This window comes from Nocardia sp. NPDC050697, from assembly GCF_040654395.1.
GTDB lineage: Bacteria > Actinomycetota > Actinomycetes > Mycobacteriales > Mycobacteriaceae > Nocardia.
Map to the genome: position 1 here is coordinate 624,046 of NZ_JBFAHY010000001.1, position 15,264 is coordinate 639,309.

Sequence of the window (15,264 nt, forward strand, 5' to 3'; positions counted from 1 at the left end):
TTGTGTATGGTGACCCAAACGGCCCCGAGGTGTGAGGCGAGAGATGACCCAGTTACAACCGCGGAAGATGGATTTCGGCTTCGACTCCGCCGACGTGCCCTTCTGCTGGAACCCCGAGAACCCGGCCTGGTCGAGCATGACCAATGCGGTCTCGTTCCTGGCGGTCGGCTTCGAGAAGATGATCGTCAAGCTGATCATGCAGCTCAAGCCGGTGCTGACCGATCCGGAGGTGTCGGCGGAGGCGATCGCCTTCATGCGGCAGGAGGGGCATCACTCCACCGCGCACCGCCAGCACGTCAAGGCGCTGATCGCGCGGTACCCCGGGCTGCAGAACACGCTGGACGCGGTGATCGGCGAGTTCGACCTGCTCACCGAGGCGACCTCCACCGACTACCGGCTGGCCTACACCGCCGATCTGGAGGCCACCTTCACGCCGGTCTTCAAGCTCATGCTCGACCACGCCGACACCCTCTTCCGCCCCGGCGACGACCGGGTGGCCTCGCTCTTCCTCTGGCACTTCGTGGAGGAGGTCGAGCACCGGAGTTCCGCGCTGATCCTGTTCAACGCGCTGGTCGGCAACGAGCTGTACCGCATGCGGATGGCGCCCTCGATCTTCGCGCACGTCATGAAGGTGATCCGGATCGCCTGCGCCGGGTTCAACCAGCACGTCCCGCTGGCGCAGCGGAAGGTCGACGCGCTGTCCATGTTCGCCACCCACCGGGTCAAGCAGAAGGTGCTCGGCTCGGTCGCGCCCTACCTGACCAAGGGCCCCATGCCGCGCGCCTTCGACGGGCTGCCGCGCGGGGAGCAGCTCACCGCGCTGGCCGGGGTGTTCCGCAGCCAGATGCCGGGGCACGACCCGGGTGGCGAGAAGCTGCCCGCGCTGGCGGGCGAGTGGTTCGCGCGCTACGACGCCGGCTACGACTGCACCCGCTGGTACACCGCCGAGGCCCCGCTGGCGGTGCGGCGATGAGCGACCTCTGCGCCCCCACCTTCGCCGAACTCGCGGCGCGGCTCGGCTTCTCCTGCGACGAGGCGGGCGGGCTCGTCGAGTTCCGCAACCCGGCCGCGCTGGAGAACTGGACGCTGCCGGTGCTCGAGCTGACCATCGTGCTCGGCTCGATCCTGGCGCTGGTCTACGCCATCCTGCGGCTGCGCAGGCACGGCGACCCGACCAATCTGGTCCTCTGGTTCGGCGCCACCGCCTACCTGTTCGTGATCGAGCCGCCGCTGTACTTCCCGGCGGCCTTCGGCATCGAAGAACACGTCGACACCATGTTCGCGCACAATGTGTTCACCGTCGACTTCCTGTGGGGGCGGCTGCCGCTCTACATCGTCGCGATCTATCCGCTCATGGCGACGCTGGCCTTCGAGATCGTCCGCATGCTCGGGGTGTTCCGCCGCTACGGGGTGCTGGCGGGTGCGGTCTGCGTCGGCTTCGTGCACCACGCCTTCTACGAGATCTTCGACCACATCGGCCCGCAGCTGCGCTGGTGGGAGTGGTCCCTGGACAACCCGATCAACCAGCCCTTCTTCGACGCCGTGCCGCTGCCGAGCGTGGTCGTCTTCGCCGCGCTCTGGCCGATGTCGCTGGCGCTGTGCGTGCAGTTCTTCGTCGGGCGGCAGGTCGATGCCGGGGTGAGGTTCACCGGGCTGCAACTGGTTTGGCGGACCGTGGTGATCGGGTTGCTCGCCTCGGTCGGCACCTTCGTGCTTCCGCTGCCCGCCACGGTGATCGGCATCGGCAGCGACACCGTGCGCGGTGTGGTGTACGCGGCGGAGCTCGCCGTGCTGTCGGTGGTCGCGGTGGTGCTGCTGTGGCGCCGGTGGTCGGAGCTGCGCTCCGAGGCTTCGTCTTTGCGGGGCGATCGGAACGGCTTCGTGCAGTGGTACGCCGTGGTCTACCTGGTGGTGATGGCGGTGCTGTGGGTGACCGCGCTTCCCGACTACTTCGGGGCGGTGGACGGGGTTACGGACAACGGCGATCCCATCGGCAGCCTCTGGTACACGATCGCCTGCTTCGTGATCGCGATCGCCTCCGTGCTTGCGACCGTAACGATCCCGCGGGCGGCGGCGCCGAGTGAAGCGGTGGCACCGGCCGCGGAGTCCGCCTCGGCGTAGCGCCTCGGCGGTGCAGCCGTCACCCGGCTGCACCGCCGGACACAGAGATCGCACACGGCGGTGCTGAACTTCTCGGCTGCCAGGACTATTTCCGGTTAATACGGCTCGTCAACGCACAGCCCGCGCCGGTCGGTCATTCGACATGAAATTCAGGCCGGCCTGCCGCGCGTCAGATCGTGCATGTGCAGGGTGTGGTCAGGCCATACGTCAGTCACCGGCCTTCTTCATGTGGGCCGGGTTGAGCTTGATGGACATCATGCCCCCGTTCTCTGACTCGGTCGCCACGATCAGTGCGTTCGTGTCCCCGATGCGACCTTCACCGTACGAGTAGCTGACGTTGGTCTCTGCGAGGTGCCGATGGTGGAGCTGAATCTCGGTCACGGTGATGAGAGCATTCGCCACGAGTTCGATGCCGTCGATTCGATGGAAGTCCGTCCGGTTGCCGTCGACGTACCGTACGTACAACGACTGTTCGACCCCATCAATCTTGATCGTCCAACCCGGCCCGACCGAGAGAACGGCGGTTCCGTCGAAATCCTCTGCGATGTTCACTAGGTCGATTTGCTCGGCGATCCGGGGCCAATTTCCGCGAAGGAGCGCGTCAATGACGGAATGGAGCGGGGCCCACGACTCATCCACAGCGAACACGTCCAGATCGTGTGGCGCGCGGAGCCAGCCGACACCCTCGCCTGGAACGTCCACCATCACGTGGGCACCCCGAGGAGTTAGGTCGATCTGCTTCGGCCATAGCGATCGGACTGAGTTGACGATCCGGAACGCCGGGTCACCGTCGCCCAGGGTTTCAGGCGAGATCGGCACCATGTTTTCCTGGATCGCCAGTTCGCGAGCCTGTTCGGTGAAGCCGCTCTCTGAAACCAGGATGACCTTGTTTGTGGGTAGGTTCTGGTGCTTGCCGATCATGGCTTCGACCCACGGAGTGCTCGCAGGACCTCGCCGCCTCGATGTGGCCTCGATTCCGATGAGGAACTCATAGCCGCCGGACTTCGATCGGAGAACGACGTCTACCTCTCGCTTCCGCCCGGTGCGCCGATTGGTCAGCATCGCTGACTCCTCGACGGTCACGCCATCAGCGAGATGCTCGTGGATCACCGTGACGACCTGTTGGAAGAGGTTAGTGCGTTTCGGCACCAGGGCAGGATACGGGTTGCCATGATCGCTCGGTGGGCTATTCGTTCAGGACTCAAATCAACATCAGCGTCCACACACGGCTGGACATCGACGCGCCGCGACACGAGCTGACACCAGCGGAGGCGAGCCCACATGTACGGTTGTCGACCGGCAACGATGAGCTGACGATCGAGAAGGCGGACACGCTGTTTCTGATCGGCGGTTCGTACGAATCGCGTGCCGCTGCCGAGGATGCGGCTGTGCAGTGGCGCATCGCGGTTCAGGCGTCCCTCGCAAAGCTCCGTATCGGGGCCGACTTCGGCGACCGGATTCCGCGCGAACCCACGCAGCAACCGGCGCACCGAATGATGGAGCAGAGGTTCGGTGTGCCGACCTTCGAGGGGTATAACGGCACGCTGGTATTCGAGGACGACCCCTCGCCGGTTTTCATGACCGGGCACGCCACGATGGTTCACACCCCCTCGCCCGAACGATTAGAGACGGCTCTCAAAGGCGCGTTGGCTGTTCCGCGGGCTACCCCGCAGGCGAAGGACGAAGCAGCATACGACCTGTTCAGTGCATCGTTCTTCGAGTCGAACCCGGAGGCGCGGATCGTATTGCTCACGAGTTCAGTGGAGGCATTGCATGGGGTGCGCATCTACCGGGGGATCACTGACACTCTGGTCAATTTTGTCGAGACGAAGTTGCCAACCAAGCAGTACAACGGCACGGCGTCCGGGGACTTCTTCCGGTACTGCTACGAGATTCGGGGCGACATCACGCACGGCAAGGCAAACCGCCGGGGCCGTGTGGAGGTAACCGCCGCCGCCAGGCAACTTGGACTGATGGTATCTGACCTGCTCGCGGAGCCGTTTCCGGCCGGGTAGCCCGTCATGCCGGGGCGGTGTGGACACGATCCCGACATGGTGGTCCGAAAGTAGCGGCTATCCGGGCCGTGGGCGGGCCGGATGGGTCGTCCGGCCGTCCGTGGTGGGCCGGACACCGCTCAGGCCGTCACGGGGGCGCTCAGCGGCTCATCGCGGCGGCGATCATCGCGCGGGCATCGGCCCCGTGGACGGCTTGCGCGCGGAGCGTCTGAAATGACTTGTCGTACAGAGCAATCTCGGCCGGTTGGGTGATCGTGAGCTCGGCCGACACGGTTTCGACCCGGACCTCTCGATCGTCGTACATGACGAAGTTGTTCGTCGGCGCGAGGTATTCGTGGTCGGCCGGGATGATGCCCAGCGCGACGCGGGGCAGCGACATCGCGGTCAGCAACCGGTCCATCTGCTCCACCATCAAGTCCGCGGTGCCGACGCGGGTGTGGAGAACTTGCTCCGAGAGGATGAAATAGAACCGGTGGTTGCCCCGGTACAGAACCTGTTGCCGTTCGAGCCGCGCGGCCAAGCTCGCGCCGATGTCATCGTTCGGACCGTCGTAGAAGCTGAGTACCCGGCGAAGAATCGCTTCGGCGTACGGCGGGGTCTGCAACAGGCCGGGGACCAGCAACAGCTCGAACGAGCGAATGAGGTTTGTCCGCTCGGCAACGGCGACCGATTGTTTCTGGCGGTGGGGCAGTCGCATCCGCCGCCATTCGAGGTATGCCGCTTCGACGTTGCGCAACGTGGCGATGAGGTCGGGCACCTGGTCGGCGCTGCGGGTGTGGATGCACCACACGCGCAAGTCGTCATCGGTGGGCGCCTGCCTGCCGTACTCGATTTTCGACACCTTGGAGCCGGGCCAACCGGCGAGTTCGGCGAGTTGCCGACCGGTCAGCCCGGCGTCCTTGCGGAGGTTGCGCAGGCGGTCACCGAACGCCTCGCGCGCCTGTTTCGCGGTGGTGGTCACGCCCGGATGTACTCGGCGTGGGGGATTGCACGATCCCACACTCGATTCCACACCGACCGGGCGTAGTCGGCAATGACGGGGTCGGTCGTGACCGCGCCCCCACCCGCCGCGCCGTCGGGCGTGAAGGTGGTGAATGACACGAGCGTGTCATCGAACAACCAAAAGTCATCCGCCGACAGCTCGGCCGGGTCGATCCGGTGCCGGGGAAGGTATCGGATGTCCTCCCCGGCGTCGATGTTCTGATGCGCGACGACGAGGCCCCATCGGGTGTAGTCGACATTCGGCTCCGTGACGACGCGGGCACGCCGCATCACGATTCCCGACGACGTGACCTCGCGAACGAGGTCCGTCCAGTCGTGGAACCACTCGAAGTCGTCCGGTTCCCCGGCGAGGAATTTCCGGAACGGTTCGGATTCCTCGGGTGTGGAGTACGTGTCGACAACTTCGAGGTGAAATGCGGTGCGCTTGCACGAACGGAAGAGGTCGTAGAACGCCTCATGCCGCAGGAGTCGCATACTTCCTGACTTCCCTTCCTTGGGGTACCTCGATGCAGGTCTCATGGTCCGGGATGTTCATCTCGGCCAGCGCACCCGGATCGGTCACCGGGCCACCGCCGAGGATGAACGTCCCGTGCCCGGTATCGTGGAGCAGTACGCCGAGGCATGTGCCCGGTTCCAGGAACGCGAGCAGCGGGTGGGAAATCTCCACTTGGTCGTCGTGGCCCGGTACCCGCCAGCCCTGAACCACGTACGTGCCCCGGTCGGTGGCGTACAGCGTGGGCGAGTCGCCGCCCTGGGTGTGTTTGCCCAGGAACGTTATGCGCAGCGGAGAGGTATCGGGCGGAGTGTTTCGCATGTTTTCTTCCATGTTCCGATCGTCAGACAACTCGCGATACCAGTCAACAATTTTCATGCTTAAAAGAAAACAGTAGCAAACACATTCAGGATTTCGCCGCCGTGTTCGTACGTTCGTTCGCAATGGGTCGGGTGGGGTGTCGTCGTCCTCCACCCGGCTCATCGCCAAACGAAAGGGGGCTGGGATGGCACAAGAACAGTGCCGTGTCCGGCTGACGTTCGCCGGACGTGTGTTCTCGTACCGAGCCGGTCGGCAAGCGGCCGACCTGTACGCGCAGGACGTGGGCGCCTGGCTCGGTGTGCCGGTCGTGGTCGATGACGGCGCGTGCGACGATCTGCCCCCGTTGCCTTGCGAGTCGTTGTGGTCGTGATTCTCTGCACCACGGTGGTTCTCGCGTCGTTCGCCCTCGGGTTCGTGGAGGGCCGTCGTCGCACCACACCTCGCCCGGCCGGACGGCACAGCTCCGAATACTTCACGACCGCCGCCGCGACCACGTTGGAACTTCCGGTGGTCCGTCCCATCCCGAATAAGAGGAGACCATGAACCGCCGCCCCGTGCTCGCCGCCCTCGCCATCGCCGCGTTGTCCGGATGCGCCAACGAACCCGCCGCCCACCATCGAGCACGCAAAGACCCGCCGTCACCGTGACAACGCGGGCCGTGGTCACCACACCCGCCCCGCAACCGTCCACCGCACCAGCGTCCCGGCCGTCCGCCGACGTGCCGACCCCGCCCGGATGCGACCCCGCCCCCGCCGGTGCGGTGGCGTCTGGGGGACTTTCCGGCTACAGACGTCGAGCGATCGAACCGTACAACGGCGGACCTCGGTGGCGGACCTGTGTTGACATCGGCCGCGCACGAACACTATCTGTGTATCCGTGTAGACCGCAGCGAACCTACCTGTGCCCCCTTTTCCGAGCTCACGCGAGGTGTTGCGGAATCTTCGCCCGCTCCGGGCGGCGCCGACCGCCCGGCGAACCGGTTCATCACCGGCAGATCCACCCAGTGGTAGATAGCCGCGGCGGCCGCGGTCGACAGCACCAGCACGAGAACGCTGAACCCGGCCCACCCGACGAACCCGAACTGCCGCCCGCCGATGAACAACCGGGTGACCAGCACCATCACCGGGAACTGGATCAGGTAGAACGCGTACGAGATATTCCCGAACCACACCATGCGCGGATGCGCGTTGACCCCGCGGATCCCGCGCAGATCCCGGACCGCGAGCGTCGCCACCACCGCCGCGGTGGGCGCGATGAGCAGCGCCGACATCTTGAAGTCGACCGGCACCAGCCAGGTCGCGGCGTAGGCGAGGGCCAGGGCGAGGACGGGGGGTGCGAGGCGGGTGTTGCGCCAGCGTCCCTCGATCACCATGCGGGCCGCGAGCACGCCGAGGTAGAACTCGGGGAGCCGGGCCAGGGGGAAGGTGTAGCCGAGCCAATAGGACTGCGACACCGGGATATCGGGCTGTGCGAACCAGGCGGGGGAGGCGTGCAGCTCGTAGTAGGGGGAGGTGTCGCCGGGTACCAGGCGGGGCGCGAAGGCATTGGCGATGCCCTTCGGGCCCGGCACCCAGAGGTAGAAGGCGGCGTGCAGGGCGAGCACGGCCAGCACCAGGAGGGTGGCGGCGAGCAGCAGCCGGCGCGCCGGGATGCGCAGCACCAGCGGGACCAGCAGCGGAAAGCTCAGGTAGAACAGCATCTCCGAGGCGAGCGACCAGGACGGCACATTGAGCCCGCCGACAGTGCTCCACTTCGGCACCCACGCGTGCACCAGGAACAGGTTCGGCAGCCACACCACCAGCCGGTGCAGCGGCACCGCCGCGACCAGGACGAACGCGGCCGCCGCCACCAGGTGGGTGGGGTAGATCTTCAGCACCCGGCGCCGGTAGAAGAGCCGCACCGGCATGCCGGGCCGGAACGACCAGTAGATGATGAAGCCCGAGAGCACGAAGAAGAAGGTGACCCCGGCGGCCCCGAGCTGCATGGGCAGCCACTGGTGCAGCGTCCGGAACAGCTCGGACTTCTGGAACGGGTACACCGGCAGGAACACCAGGGCGTGCAGGGTGAACACCGCGAACGCCGCCCACCAGCGCGCGCCGGTGAGCGACGGCAGCGCCGGCCGCCGCTCCCCGGCGACCTTAGCGGTCTCCGGAAGCGTGATCACCGGAGGTACCTGTCGTACAGCGCGTTCGCGACGACGGCGTCGCCACGGGCGGAGGGGTGCAGCGGCAGCCCGGCGATATCGGTGCGCCAGTCGAAGAGCCCGTTGATCCACGGCTCGGCCGAGCAGAGCCCGTGCCCGGCGGTGAGCGCGCGGGCGTCGAAGAACTCCAGCCCGAGCAGCTGCGCGGCCTCGCGCTGGGCGCGGTCCATCCGGTCGAAGTACTCCACCACGGCCCCGGCGCGCGGCTGCACGAACGGCGCGACGCCGAGGATGCTGACGCAGGCCGTGTCCGTGCCGGGAACCAGGACCTCCGGATATCCCATGATGACGACCCGGGCGGCGGGGGCGTAGTAGCGGATGTAGGTGATCGCGGCGCGGATCCGCTCGGCGTAGCTGGTGCCGGTGACGCCGCGCAGGTCCGGGTAGCGCCCCTGCTCGACCGCGTCCAGGTCGCAGCCGCGGATCAGGTCGAAGACGCACTGCTGCAGGCCGTACCAGAGCGTCTGCTCGGTCTCGCCCCAGTGGTCGTCGAGGCCGAGTTGCAGCGTCACGAGCCGGGTGGCGGGGCCGAAGGCGCCCTCGCGGTCGGCCTGGAGCACCTCGTGGGTGAGGGTGTAGCCGGGGCCGCTGTCGATGGTCCCGCCGGAGCAGGAGGGGTTCGCCACCTGCCCCTCCGACCCGATCAACCGGCCGAGCTGCGCGGGCCACGCGGTGGCGCCGCGCACGCAGACATCGCCGAGGGTGAAGGGATCCCAGCCGTTGGCGGTGTAGGAATCGCCGAGGACCACGACCGGCGTGCCCTCGGGCACCGGATCGGCCTGCGCCGCGGCGGTTCCCAGTGCCGACGCGGCGGTCAGCAGGGCCGCCGCGCACACGGCGCTGACGACGGATCTCATCGTGACCTCAGTAGCCGGCGCGCGGCTCGAAACCGGGCGCGTCCAGGGTGGGAGGTGCGGGCTGCGGTGCCGGCTGCGGGGCGACCGCCTGCGGTGCCGGTTTCGGCGCGACCGGCGGCGGCGCCTGAACGACCGGCTCCGGCTCGGCGACCACCGGTTCCGGCGCGGGCGGGGCGGCCTCGGCCGGTGCAGGCGCGGCGCTGCTGATCGGGGCGGGCTCGGCGGCGGGCACGGGAGTGGTCTGGGCCGGGGAGGTGGTGCTGGCGGCGGGCGGTTCCTGCGGCTCGGCCGACCCGCCGCCACAGGCTGTCGCGCTCAGGAGAAGGAGTCCGGTGAGCAGCGCGCCCGCCGCGCGGAGAAGGTGCGTACCCGGGGTGCGAATCGTCATGGGCCTCTCGAATCCAGATGTGAACTACGTGCGGTTCACTTTGCGCGCAGCGTACAACCGCTGCCGGTGCGCAGTGCCCGAATCGGGCGAAACATGATCTTCGTTCCGGGCCGGATGTGTTCGATGACAATGGAGTACGGGTGCTCACCGGGTGGTATCACGACCCCGGGGGGAAGCGCCGTACGCGAGCCGGGTGTGGAACTCCCGGGCCAGGCCCGCTGTGGTGCCGCAACCCCCCTTGACCCGGGTGTGTCCGGCCTGCCACGTGCACAGCGTGTCGCCGGCGCGTTTGGCGGTGGTCCGTAGCGGGCAGATCGCCAGTGCGGCGTCCGGCCCCACTCGTGCGACATCGGGTGCCGGAAACCGCAGGTGCCGCCGGAGGTGCGTCGAGCCAACGGACACCGTTCCGGTGGCACCGCCGGTGTAGCGTCGCCTCCCGGCGCGCCGCCTGCGCACTCCGTTCGCCTCCGCGCCGCTGGTGCACGAGGTCGACCGTGCCCGGATCGCCCTCGGACAGGGCCTCTACGCCCACGAACCCGGCGCCTTCACCGACGACTCGGAACAGGTCGGGTTGCTCTTCGCCGCGCACGCCGCGGTCGCGATGGCCGACGCCGAGCAGGTCGCCCAGCTGACCCACGCCCGCGATTCCCGTGACCTCATCGTTCTCGCGCGTGCCGGCCAGCACGCGAACGCCGAACCCACCGACATCGCCGAGCTGCCCGGCACGTAACCGGAAGGGATCAGCGCGGCGCGGCCCGGCGCCGGGCGGCGCTGATGTGGGCGACGGTCACCGCGCGGTCGGCCCGCTCACTCGCGTGGACGAGCAGCTGTTCGGCCCGGCGCAGCGCGGCGTGCAGCCGGTCGTGGCGGGGCCCGTCGGGGACGGTGCGCGACAGCTTGCTGAAGAGCACCCCGACCCGCTCCCGGAGCGCGTGCACGTCGGCGCGGGTGGGAGCCGGTCCGAGCCCGCCCAGGCGCGTGATCGTATCGGCGAGTTCGGCTTCCAGATCGTCGCTCTCCACGACCGCCCCCCGTTCTGCTGCGGCTCGGATACCGGTACGGCCCCGAAACCCAGGGTAATGAGACCCCCTCGGAATGCCACCGATCCCTCGCGCAAAACCTACTCTCGCGGGTGTAGACATTCTGCCGGGAAGCTACTACTGTCTCTCCCGTCGAGAACAGAAGGACTGGTAGCCGGGCAGGCGAACTGCCCGGAAGGCAGGACCCTCGCCTTTCCCCGGCGGAGAAGAGAATCCGGTGCGGTCGGCCGGACCGCCGGGGGCGAGGGCGCAGTACCGCAGGAATGTCAACCGATCCCGGGAGGTGGCCTACTGAACAACTCGACCCGCCTTCACTCGCCCGGCACCTGCCGAGTGATGATGTCGCAATAACCCTCGAACTCTTCAGGCCCCGGCGCCATTGGCGCCGGGGCCTCTGTAGTTCCCCAGAAAGCTGCGGCGATCCGAGCCCTCGCCGCGACACGCCACGGTGACATCCGCTACCGGCCCCGGGGCTCGATCGAGGTCTACCTTCGCTGTTGGTGGGTGCGAAGGGGGCTCTCGACATCTCCACCTGTGCTCCGCCCCGCTCGGTCATGCAGCACACGCGCGAACGTGGAAGGGAGACGGCGGTGGTGACCGATCCGGTACTCGTGGCCGCGGTGCGGCTGGAATTCAGCAGGGGGCAGCGGGTGCGCGAGCTGGGCTACGGCCCGGACGCCGACCAGCGGTTGCGGAGTGAGATCGAGGCGATCATCGGCCGGGGCCTCGCCCACCGCGACTACCTGCACACGCCGCAGGCGCTGCTGGTGTGGCACCGCGCCGCCGACGGCGACCTGGCCGAGGTGCTGCTCTCGTGCGCCGAGGCGATGACCGGCAGCACCCCGCTGTGGTTGCTCACTCCGGGAATCGACCGCCCCGGCCACGTGTGCGCGGTGATCGTCACCGAAGCCGCCGAGCGGGCGGGATTACTCATCGCCACCCGGGTCGATGTCCTCGACGACTGGGACGTCACCGGGATGTGCCTGCCCGCCCGCGCGCCCCGATGAAGGTGCGATGTGGTGGCGTAGAAGAAGTGCTGTGGGTCACGTTCCCGGCCAGGTTGCCGCGGGTGTGGGAGTGTGGAGATAAGCACGAGTCTTCACAGTGACGGCTCGGCTTGCTACAGAAAGCAACACAAAGTACATGAGTCAAGGCAGTGTGAAGTGGTTCAACGGCGAAAAGGGCTTCGGGTTCATCGCGCAAGACGGTGGCGGTCCTGACGTGTTCGTCCACTACTCCGCGATCTCCGGGTCCGGATTCAAGTCCCTCGATGAGGGCCAGCGCGTCGAGTTCGATGTCGAGCAGGGCCAGAAGGGCCCGCAGGCGGCGAGCGTCCGCGCCGTCTAACGACCGGCTGACCCGAAACCCGCGCCCACGGCGCGGGTTTCGTGCGTTTCGAGGCCCTTTTCACCGCTCCCGTGGGAGCCGCGGCGGTCGCTCGGGCCGGTGGCAGTGGATGACAGGTGTGCGGGTCCGTGCCGGAGTCCGCCCCCGGCGGATCGGAGTGGCGCGGCATACGCGCATCCTCCGCATATCCACGCCAGGATGAACACATGACACCGACACTGCGGGACCGGCGCTGGACCGTGCACCGCGACATCGCGGCAGCACCGGAGGTGGTGTGGGCGCTGCTCACCGATCTCACCGCCTGGCCGCGCTGGGGCCCGACCGTGCGCGGCGCCTCCATCGACGGCGGACGGGTGGTCGAAGGCGCCCGCGGCATCGTGACCACCGCGGTCGGGGTGCCGCTGCCGTTCGTCATCACCGAGGTCGACCCGGGACGCCGCTGGTCCTGGACGGTCGCGGGAGTCCCGGCCACCTCGCACGGCGTCGAGCCGGTCACCGGCGGCTGTGCGGCGTGGATGTCCGCTCCGCTGTGGGCGCCGGCGTACCTGCCCGTCCTGGCGCTCGCCCTGAGCCGCATCGACCACATGGCCTGCCAGCGCTGAGCTCCGCCGCGACCGGTTCAGCGCCCGGCCAGCGCGTGCGTCACCAGCTCGCCCAGGATCTCGATCCCGTCGGTGCTCAGCACCGACTCCGGATGGAACTGCACCGAGGCGAACCCCGGCCCGCGCAGCGCGTGCACGGCCCCGCTTTCCGCGTCGACGCACCCGGCCACCCAGGGCGGCGGCACCGCGCCGACGGCGGTGAAGCTGTTGTAGAGCCCGACGGTGGTGCGGCGCCCGAACAGCTCGATGGTGTGCTGACTGCCCTGGTTCGGCGCGGGCAGCCGGACCAGCCGGAGCCCGAGCCGCGCGGCGAGCAGCTGGTGGCTCAGGCAGATGGCGAGCAGCGGGCGGCTCTCGCGCAGCCGATGCCGCAGCAGCGCGTCGATGCGCGCGATCCGCGGCTCCGCCGTGGCGGTGGGGTCGCCGGGGCCGGGGCCCATGACGAGCAGGTCGGCGGGGTCGGAGTCGGGCTGCTCGCTCCAGCGCCGGACCCGGACGGTGAGCCCGATGTGCCGCAGCTGGTGGCCGAGCATGGCCGACCACTCGTCCTCGCAGTCGACGATGGTGGCGGTCACCGGCTCGGCGGCACCTCGGGCGGCGGCGGGCTGGCGGTCGAGCCAGAACTGGGCGAGCGAGCCGTTCCGCGCGGCCAGCGCCTTGCGGATCCCGGGGTGCTCGTGCAGCGCGGTGCGCCCGAGCGCGGGCCGGTGCCCGCGCCGCACGCCGAGCGCCTGGAGCACACCGGCGAGCTTGGCGTGCGTCTCGGCGACCTCGGTGGCGGGGTCGGAGGCGCGGACCAGGGTAGCGCCGACGGAGGCTTTCACGGTGCCGTCGGCGTGCAGCTCGACGGTGCGGATGAGGATCGGCGCGTCCAGGGTCTGGCCGTGCGCGTCGCGGCCGAGCAGGGCGAGCACGCCGGAGTAGTAGCCGCGGCCGCTCTCCTCGTAGCGGTGGATGATCCGGGCGGCGTTCTCGATCGGGGAACCGGTGACGGTGGGCGCGAACATGGTGGCGCGCAGGATGTCCCGGACGTCGCGGGTGCTCTCGCCGCGCAGCAGGTACTCGGTGTGGGTGAGGTTGCCCATCTGCTTGAGGTACGGGCCGAGCACCTGGCCGCCGCGGTCGCAGATCGCGGCCATCATCTTGAGTTCCTCGTCGACGACCATGAACAGCTCGTCGGTCTCCTTGCGGTCGCCGAGGAAGGTGAGCACGGCGGCGGGGTCGGGCGCGGCGCCCGGGTGCCGGAGGGTGCCGCTGATCGGGTTCATGAGCACGGTGCCCGCCTGCGCGGAGACGTGCCGCTCCGGGGTGGCGCCGATCAGCGCCAGCTCGGGGGTGACGAAGGCGAAGGTCCAGTAGGCGCCGACCTCGTGGCGCAGCAGCCGGCGCAGCAGCACCAGCGCGCTGCGCACGTGGTCGCCGCCGATCCGGCCCCGGAAGTCTCGCCGGATGACGAAGTTGGCGCCCGCGCCGTGCGCGATCTCGTCGGTCACGATCTGCTTGACGATCTGCGCGTAATCGCTGTCCGAGGTGGTGAATTCGCCCGCCCGCAGCCCGGGGCTGCCCGCCGGCAGCAGGTCGACGGCGTCGGCGACCGCGGCGGTGCCGCGCTCCTCGATCAGCAGGCAGGTGAGCGCGGCGCCGTCGTCGTGGCAGGCGAAGCCGCGCTCGGCGATCTGCCGGTAGGGGATGGCGGCGAGGACGGCGGGGCCGTCCGCGTCGCCGGGCAGCGGGATGTCGGCGATGGTGGCGACCTGCCGGGCCCGGCCGGTCAGCACGTCGAGCGTGCTGCCGTCGCGGCAGAGCAGGGCGAAACAATCGTGTTGTCCTTCGAGGACCTCGATCAACAGCTCGGACACCGGGAACCTTTCGTTACGCCTGCCCGAACGCCGGCCCCTGCTCCGCGAGGCGCGTCCCGATCGGGAAAGGCAGCCTCTGAGCGGAGAATTCACACGCTGACAGTGGCGCCTACCGGCGCCACTGCCATCCGTGCTCGATGATCATGATCGGTGACCCTACAACAACTTCCGGCGGATGTCCGCGCACGCGGCGCCGCCGCGTCGCACGGTGCCGGGTGAGCTCATCCGCCCCGCTCAACCGGAGCCGGCGTCGCGCACGGCCAGCAGCAGGTCGTCGAAGCGGGATCGCAGGGCGGGCGGCGCCGGGCTCCGCCCCTCGACCGCGGCGCAGAGCCGGGCCGCGAGCTCCTCGACCGGCACACCGGTCTCGGTGGCGCGCCAGGCGAGGATCTCGCGCGCCCGGTCCGCGGGGATGGCGTAGACGAGCAGCAGCATGCCGACGGCCTGCTCGACGACGGCGCGGCCGGTCAGGAATCGGGATACCGACTCGTCGACCAGCGCCGTGCCGTCGGCACGGAGGGCGGCGGTGAGATCGACGTAGCGACCGTCGGCACCGCCGGGGACGGGCTCGCTGATCACGATCAGCGTGCGCGTGCCCCGCTTCGCGCCGCGTACGCGCAGCCGCAGGCAGCTGCGCTCCGGTGCGGCGAGGGCACGGGTGAGCGGCTCCCGGTCGTCCGGGTGCACGCGGGCGAGCGCGTCGTCCGCCGCCATCGGCTCGAGCGGTGGTGCCGCCTGCGCCGACCACCACACCGTCCGGGTGCCGGGGCGGTAGGAGAAGTGCCCCGCGCGCAGTGATCCCGCCGCGGTGCGCTCGCCGTCCGCCTCGAGTCGAGCGGTGGGGGTCACCCCGCTCGCCGGTGCTGCTCGGAAACTGTCCATGCTGGTAAAACCGGCGCTGACCTGCGGGGCATTTCCGGATTCCGGCGTGAGGAGAATCGCGGGCGCCGCGACGTTTGGGCGGTTCGGGGGCTCGATTTCGCTGGGATCCCCGCCCGGAGCGGCGGTGATGCGGC

General features: G+C 69.0%; 19 protein-coding genes. 9 read left to right on the forward strand and 10 right to left on the reverse strand.

Annotation, left to right across the window (positions count from 1 at the left end):
* Positions 1-43 precede the first annotated feature (43 nt).
* On the forward strand, positions 44-973 hold the full coding sequence (locus AB0H71_RS03135) for a metal-dependent hydrolase (protein WP_357014335.1): 930 nt from the start codon (positions 44-46) through the stop codon (positions 971-973).
* Positions 970-2,121 (forward strand): hypothetical protein, encoded by a 1,152-nt coding sequence (locus tag AB0H71_RS03140; RefSeq protein WP_357014336.1) that lies wholly within the window; start codon positions 970-972, stop codon positions 2,119-2,121. Before AB0H71_RS03135 ends, AB0H71_RS03140 begins: the two co-directional genes overlap by 4 nt.
* Positions 2,122-2,328: 207 nt before the next feature.
* Here AB0H71_RS03140 and AB0H71_RS03145 read toward each other — a convergent pair whose 3' ends face one another.
* Positions 2,329-3,270 (reverse strand): restriction endonuclease, encoded by a 942-nt coding sequence (locus AB0H71_RS03145; RefSeq protein ID WP_357014338.1) that lies wholly within the window; start codon positions 3,268-3,270, stop codon positions 2,329-2,331.
* A gap of 32 nt (positions 3,271-3,302) precedes the next feature.
* On the opposite strand from AB0H71_RS03145, the gene AB0H71_RS03150 reads away from it, so the two are divergent.
* The gene (locus AB0H71_RS03150; protein ID WP_357014340.1) at positions 3,303-4,136 is read left to right on the forward strand and encodes a hypothetical protein; all 834 of its coding nucleotides are present in this window, start codon (positions 3,303-3,305) and stop codon (positions 4,134-4,136) included.
* Between the two features lie 139 nt (positions 4,137-4,275).
* On the opposite strand, the gene AB0H71_RS03155 is transcribed toward AB0H71_RS03150, so the two are convergent.
* Genes AB0H71_RS03155 through AB0H71_RS03165 form a run of 3 tightly spaced genes read right to left on the reverse strand, consistent with a single transcriptional unit; the run spans position 4,276 to position 6,009 of the window.
* Positions 4,276-5,097 carry a helix-turn-helix transcriptional regulator gene (locus AB0H71_RS03155; protein ID WP_357014342.1) on the reverse strand — a complete coding sequence of 274 codons (822 nt, stop codon included), beginning with the start codon at positions 5,095-5,097 and terminating at the stop codon, positions 4,276-4,278.
* Positions 5,094-5,612 carry a DUF6879 family protein gene (locus AB0H71_RS03160; protein WP_357014344.1) on the reverse strand — a complete coding sequence of 173 codons (519 nt, stop codon included), beginning with the start codon at positions 5,610-5,612 and terminating at the stop codon, positions 5,094-5,096. Before AB0H71_RS03160 ends, AB0H71_RS03155 begins: the two co-directional genes overlap by 4 nt.
* Positions 5,593-6,009, reverse strand: coding sequence for a hypothetical protein (locus AB0H71_RS03165; protein WP_357014345.1), 417 nt, complete (start codon positions 6,007-6,009; stop codon positions 5,593-5,595). The genes AB0H71_RS03160 and AB0H71_RS03165 overlap by 20 nt, the downstream gene beginning before the upstream one ends.
* 127 nt (positions 6,010-6,136) lie before the next feature.
* On the opposite strand from AB0H71_RS03165, the gene AB0H71_RS03170 reads away from it, so the two are divergent.
* Together AB0H71_RS03170 and AB0H71_RS03175 are read left to right on the forward strand one after the other, a co-directional pair.
* On the forward strand, positions 6,137-6,322 hold the full coding sequence (locus tag AB0H71_RS03170; protein WP_357014347.1) for a hypothetical protein: 186 nt from the start codon (positions 6,137-6,139) through the stop codon (positions 6,320-6,322).
* A gap of 169 nt (positions 6,323-6,491) precedes the next feature.
* On the forward strand, positions 6,492-6,599 hold the full coding sequence (locus AB0H71_RS03175; RefSeq protein WP_357014349.1) for a lipoprotein: 108 nt from the start codon (positions 6,492-6,494) through the stop codon (positions 6,597-6,599).
* Positions 6,600-6,814: 215 nt separating this feature from the next.
* Here AB0H71_RS03175 and AB0H71_RS03180 read toward each other — a convergent pair whose 3' ends face one another.
* From AB0H71_RS03180 to AB0H71_RS03190, 3 genes are read right to left on the reverse strand one after another with little or no spacing between them, the layout of a single operon-like run.
* Positions 6,815-8,116, reverse strand: coding sequence for an acyltransferase (locus AB0H71_RS03180; protein ID WP_357014350.1), 1,302 nt, complete (start codon positions 8,114-8,116; stop codon positions 6,815-6,817).
* A complete protein-coding gene (locus AB0H71_RS03185; RefSeq protein ID WP_357014352.1) occupies positions 8,113-9,012 on the reverse strand; it encodes an SGNH/GDSL hydrolase family protein in 900 nt (299 codons plus the stop codon). The genes AB0H71_RS03180 and AB0H71_RS03185 overlap by 4 nt, the downstream gene beginning before the upstream one ends.
* Positions 9,013-9,019: 7 nt before the next feature.
* A complete protein-coding gene (locus AB0H71_RS03190) occupies positions 9,020-9,400 on the reverse strand; it encodes a hypothetical protein (protein ID WP_357014354.1) in 381 nt (126 codons plus the stop codon).
* Positions 9,401-9,878: 478 nt separating this feature from the next.
* Here AB0H71_RS03190 and AB0H71_RS03195 point away from each other — a divergent pair, with 478 nt between their 5' ends.
* The gene (locus AB0H71_RS03195) at positions 9,879-10,130 is read left to right on the forward strand and encodes a hypothetical protein (RefSeq protein WP_357014356.1); all 252 of its coding nucleotides are present in this window, start codon (positions 9,879-9,881) and stop codon (positions 10,128-10,130) included.
* Between the two features lie 10 nt (positions 10,131-10,140).
* Here AB0H71_RS03195 and AB0H71_RS03200 read toward each other — a convergent pair whose 3' ends face one another.
* Positions 10,141-10,422: a hypothetical protein gene (locus tag AB0H71_RS03200; RefSeq protein WP_357014358.1), complete on the reverse strand. Its 282-nt coding sequence runs from the start codon at positions 10,420-10,422 to the stop codon at positions 10,141-10,143.
* 608 nt (positions 10,423-11,030) lie between these two features.
* Here AB0H71_RS03200 and AB0H71_RS03205 point away from each other — a divergent pair.
* The 3 genes from AB0H71_RS03205 (at position 11,031) to AB0H71_RS03215 (ending at position 12,389) form a co-directional block, all read left to right on the forward strand.
* Complete coding sequence (locus AB0H71_RS03205) at positions 11,031-11,447, forward strand: DUF3052 family protein (RefSeq protein WP_357014359.1); 417 nt, start codon at positions 11,031-11,033, stop codon at positions 11,445-11,447.
* Positions 11,448-11,583: 136 nt separating this feature from the next.
* On the forward strand, positions 11,584-11,787 hold the full coding sequence (locus AB0H71_RS03210) for a cold-shock protein (RefSeq protein WP_357014361.1): 204 nt from the start codon (positions 11,584-11,586) through the stop codon (positions 11,785-11,787).
* A gap of 206 nt (positions 11,788-11,993) precedes the next feature.
* Positions 11,994-12,389 carry an SRPBCC family protein gene (locus AB0H71_RS03215; RefSeq protein WP_357014363.1) on the forward strand — a complete coding sequence of 132 codons (396 nt, stop codon included), beginning with the start codon at positions 11,994-11,996 and terminating at the stop codon, positions 12,387-12,389.
* A gap of 17 nt (positions 12,390-12,406) precedes the next feature.
* Here AB0H71_RS03215 and AB0H71_RS03220 read toward each other — a convergent pair whose 3' ends face one another.
* Together AB0H71_RS03220 and AB0H71_RS03225 are read right to left on the reverse strand one after the other, a co-directional pair.
* A complete protein-coding gene (locus AB0H71_RS03220) occupies positions 12,407-14,248 on the reverse strand; it encodes an anthranilate synthase family protein (protein ID WP_357014364.1) in 1,842 nt (613 codons plus the stop codon).
* Positions 14,249-14,482: 234 nt separating this feature from the next.
* On the reverse strand, positions 14,483-15,130 hold the full coding sequence (locus AB0H71_RS03225; protein ID WP_357014366.1) for an ANTAR domain-containing protein: 648 nt from the start codon (positions 15,128-15,130) through the stop codon (positions 14,483-14,485).
* Positions 15,131-15,264 lie beyond the last annotated feature (134 nt).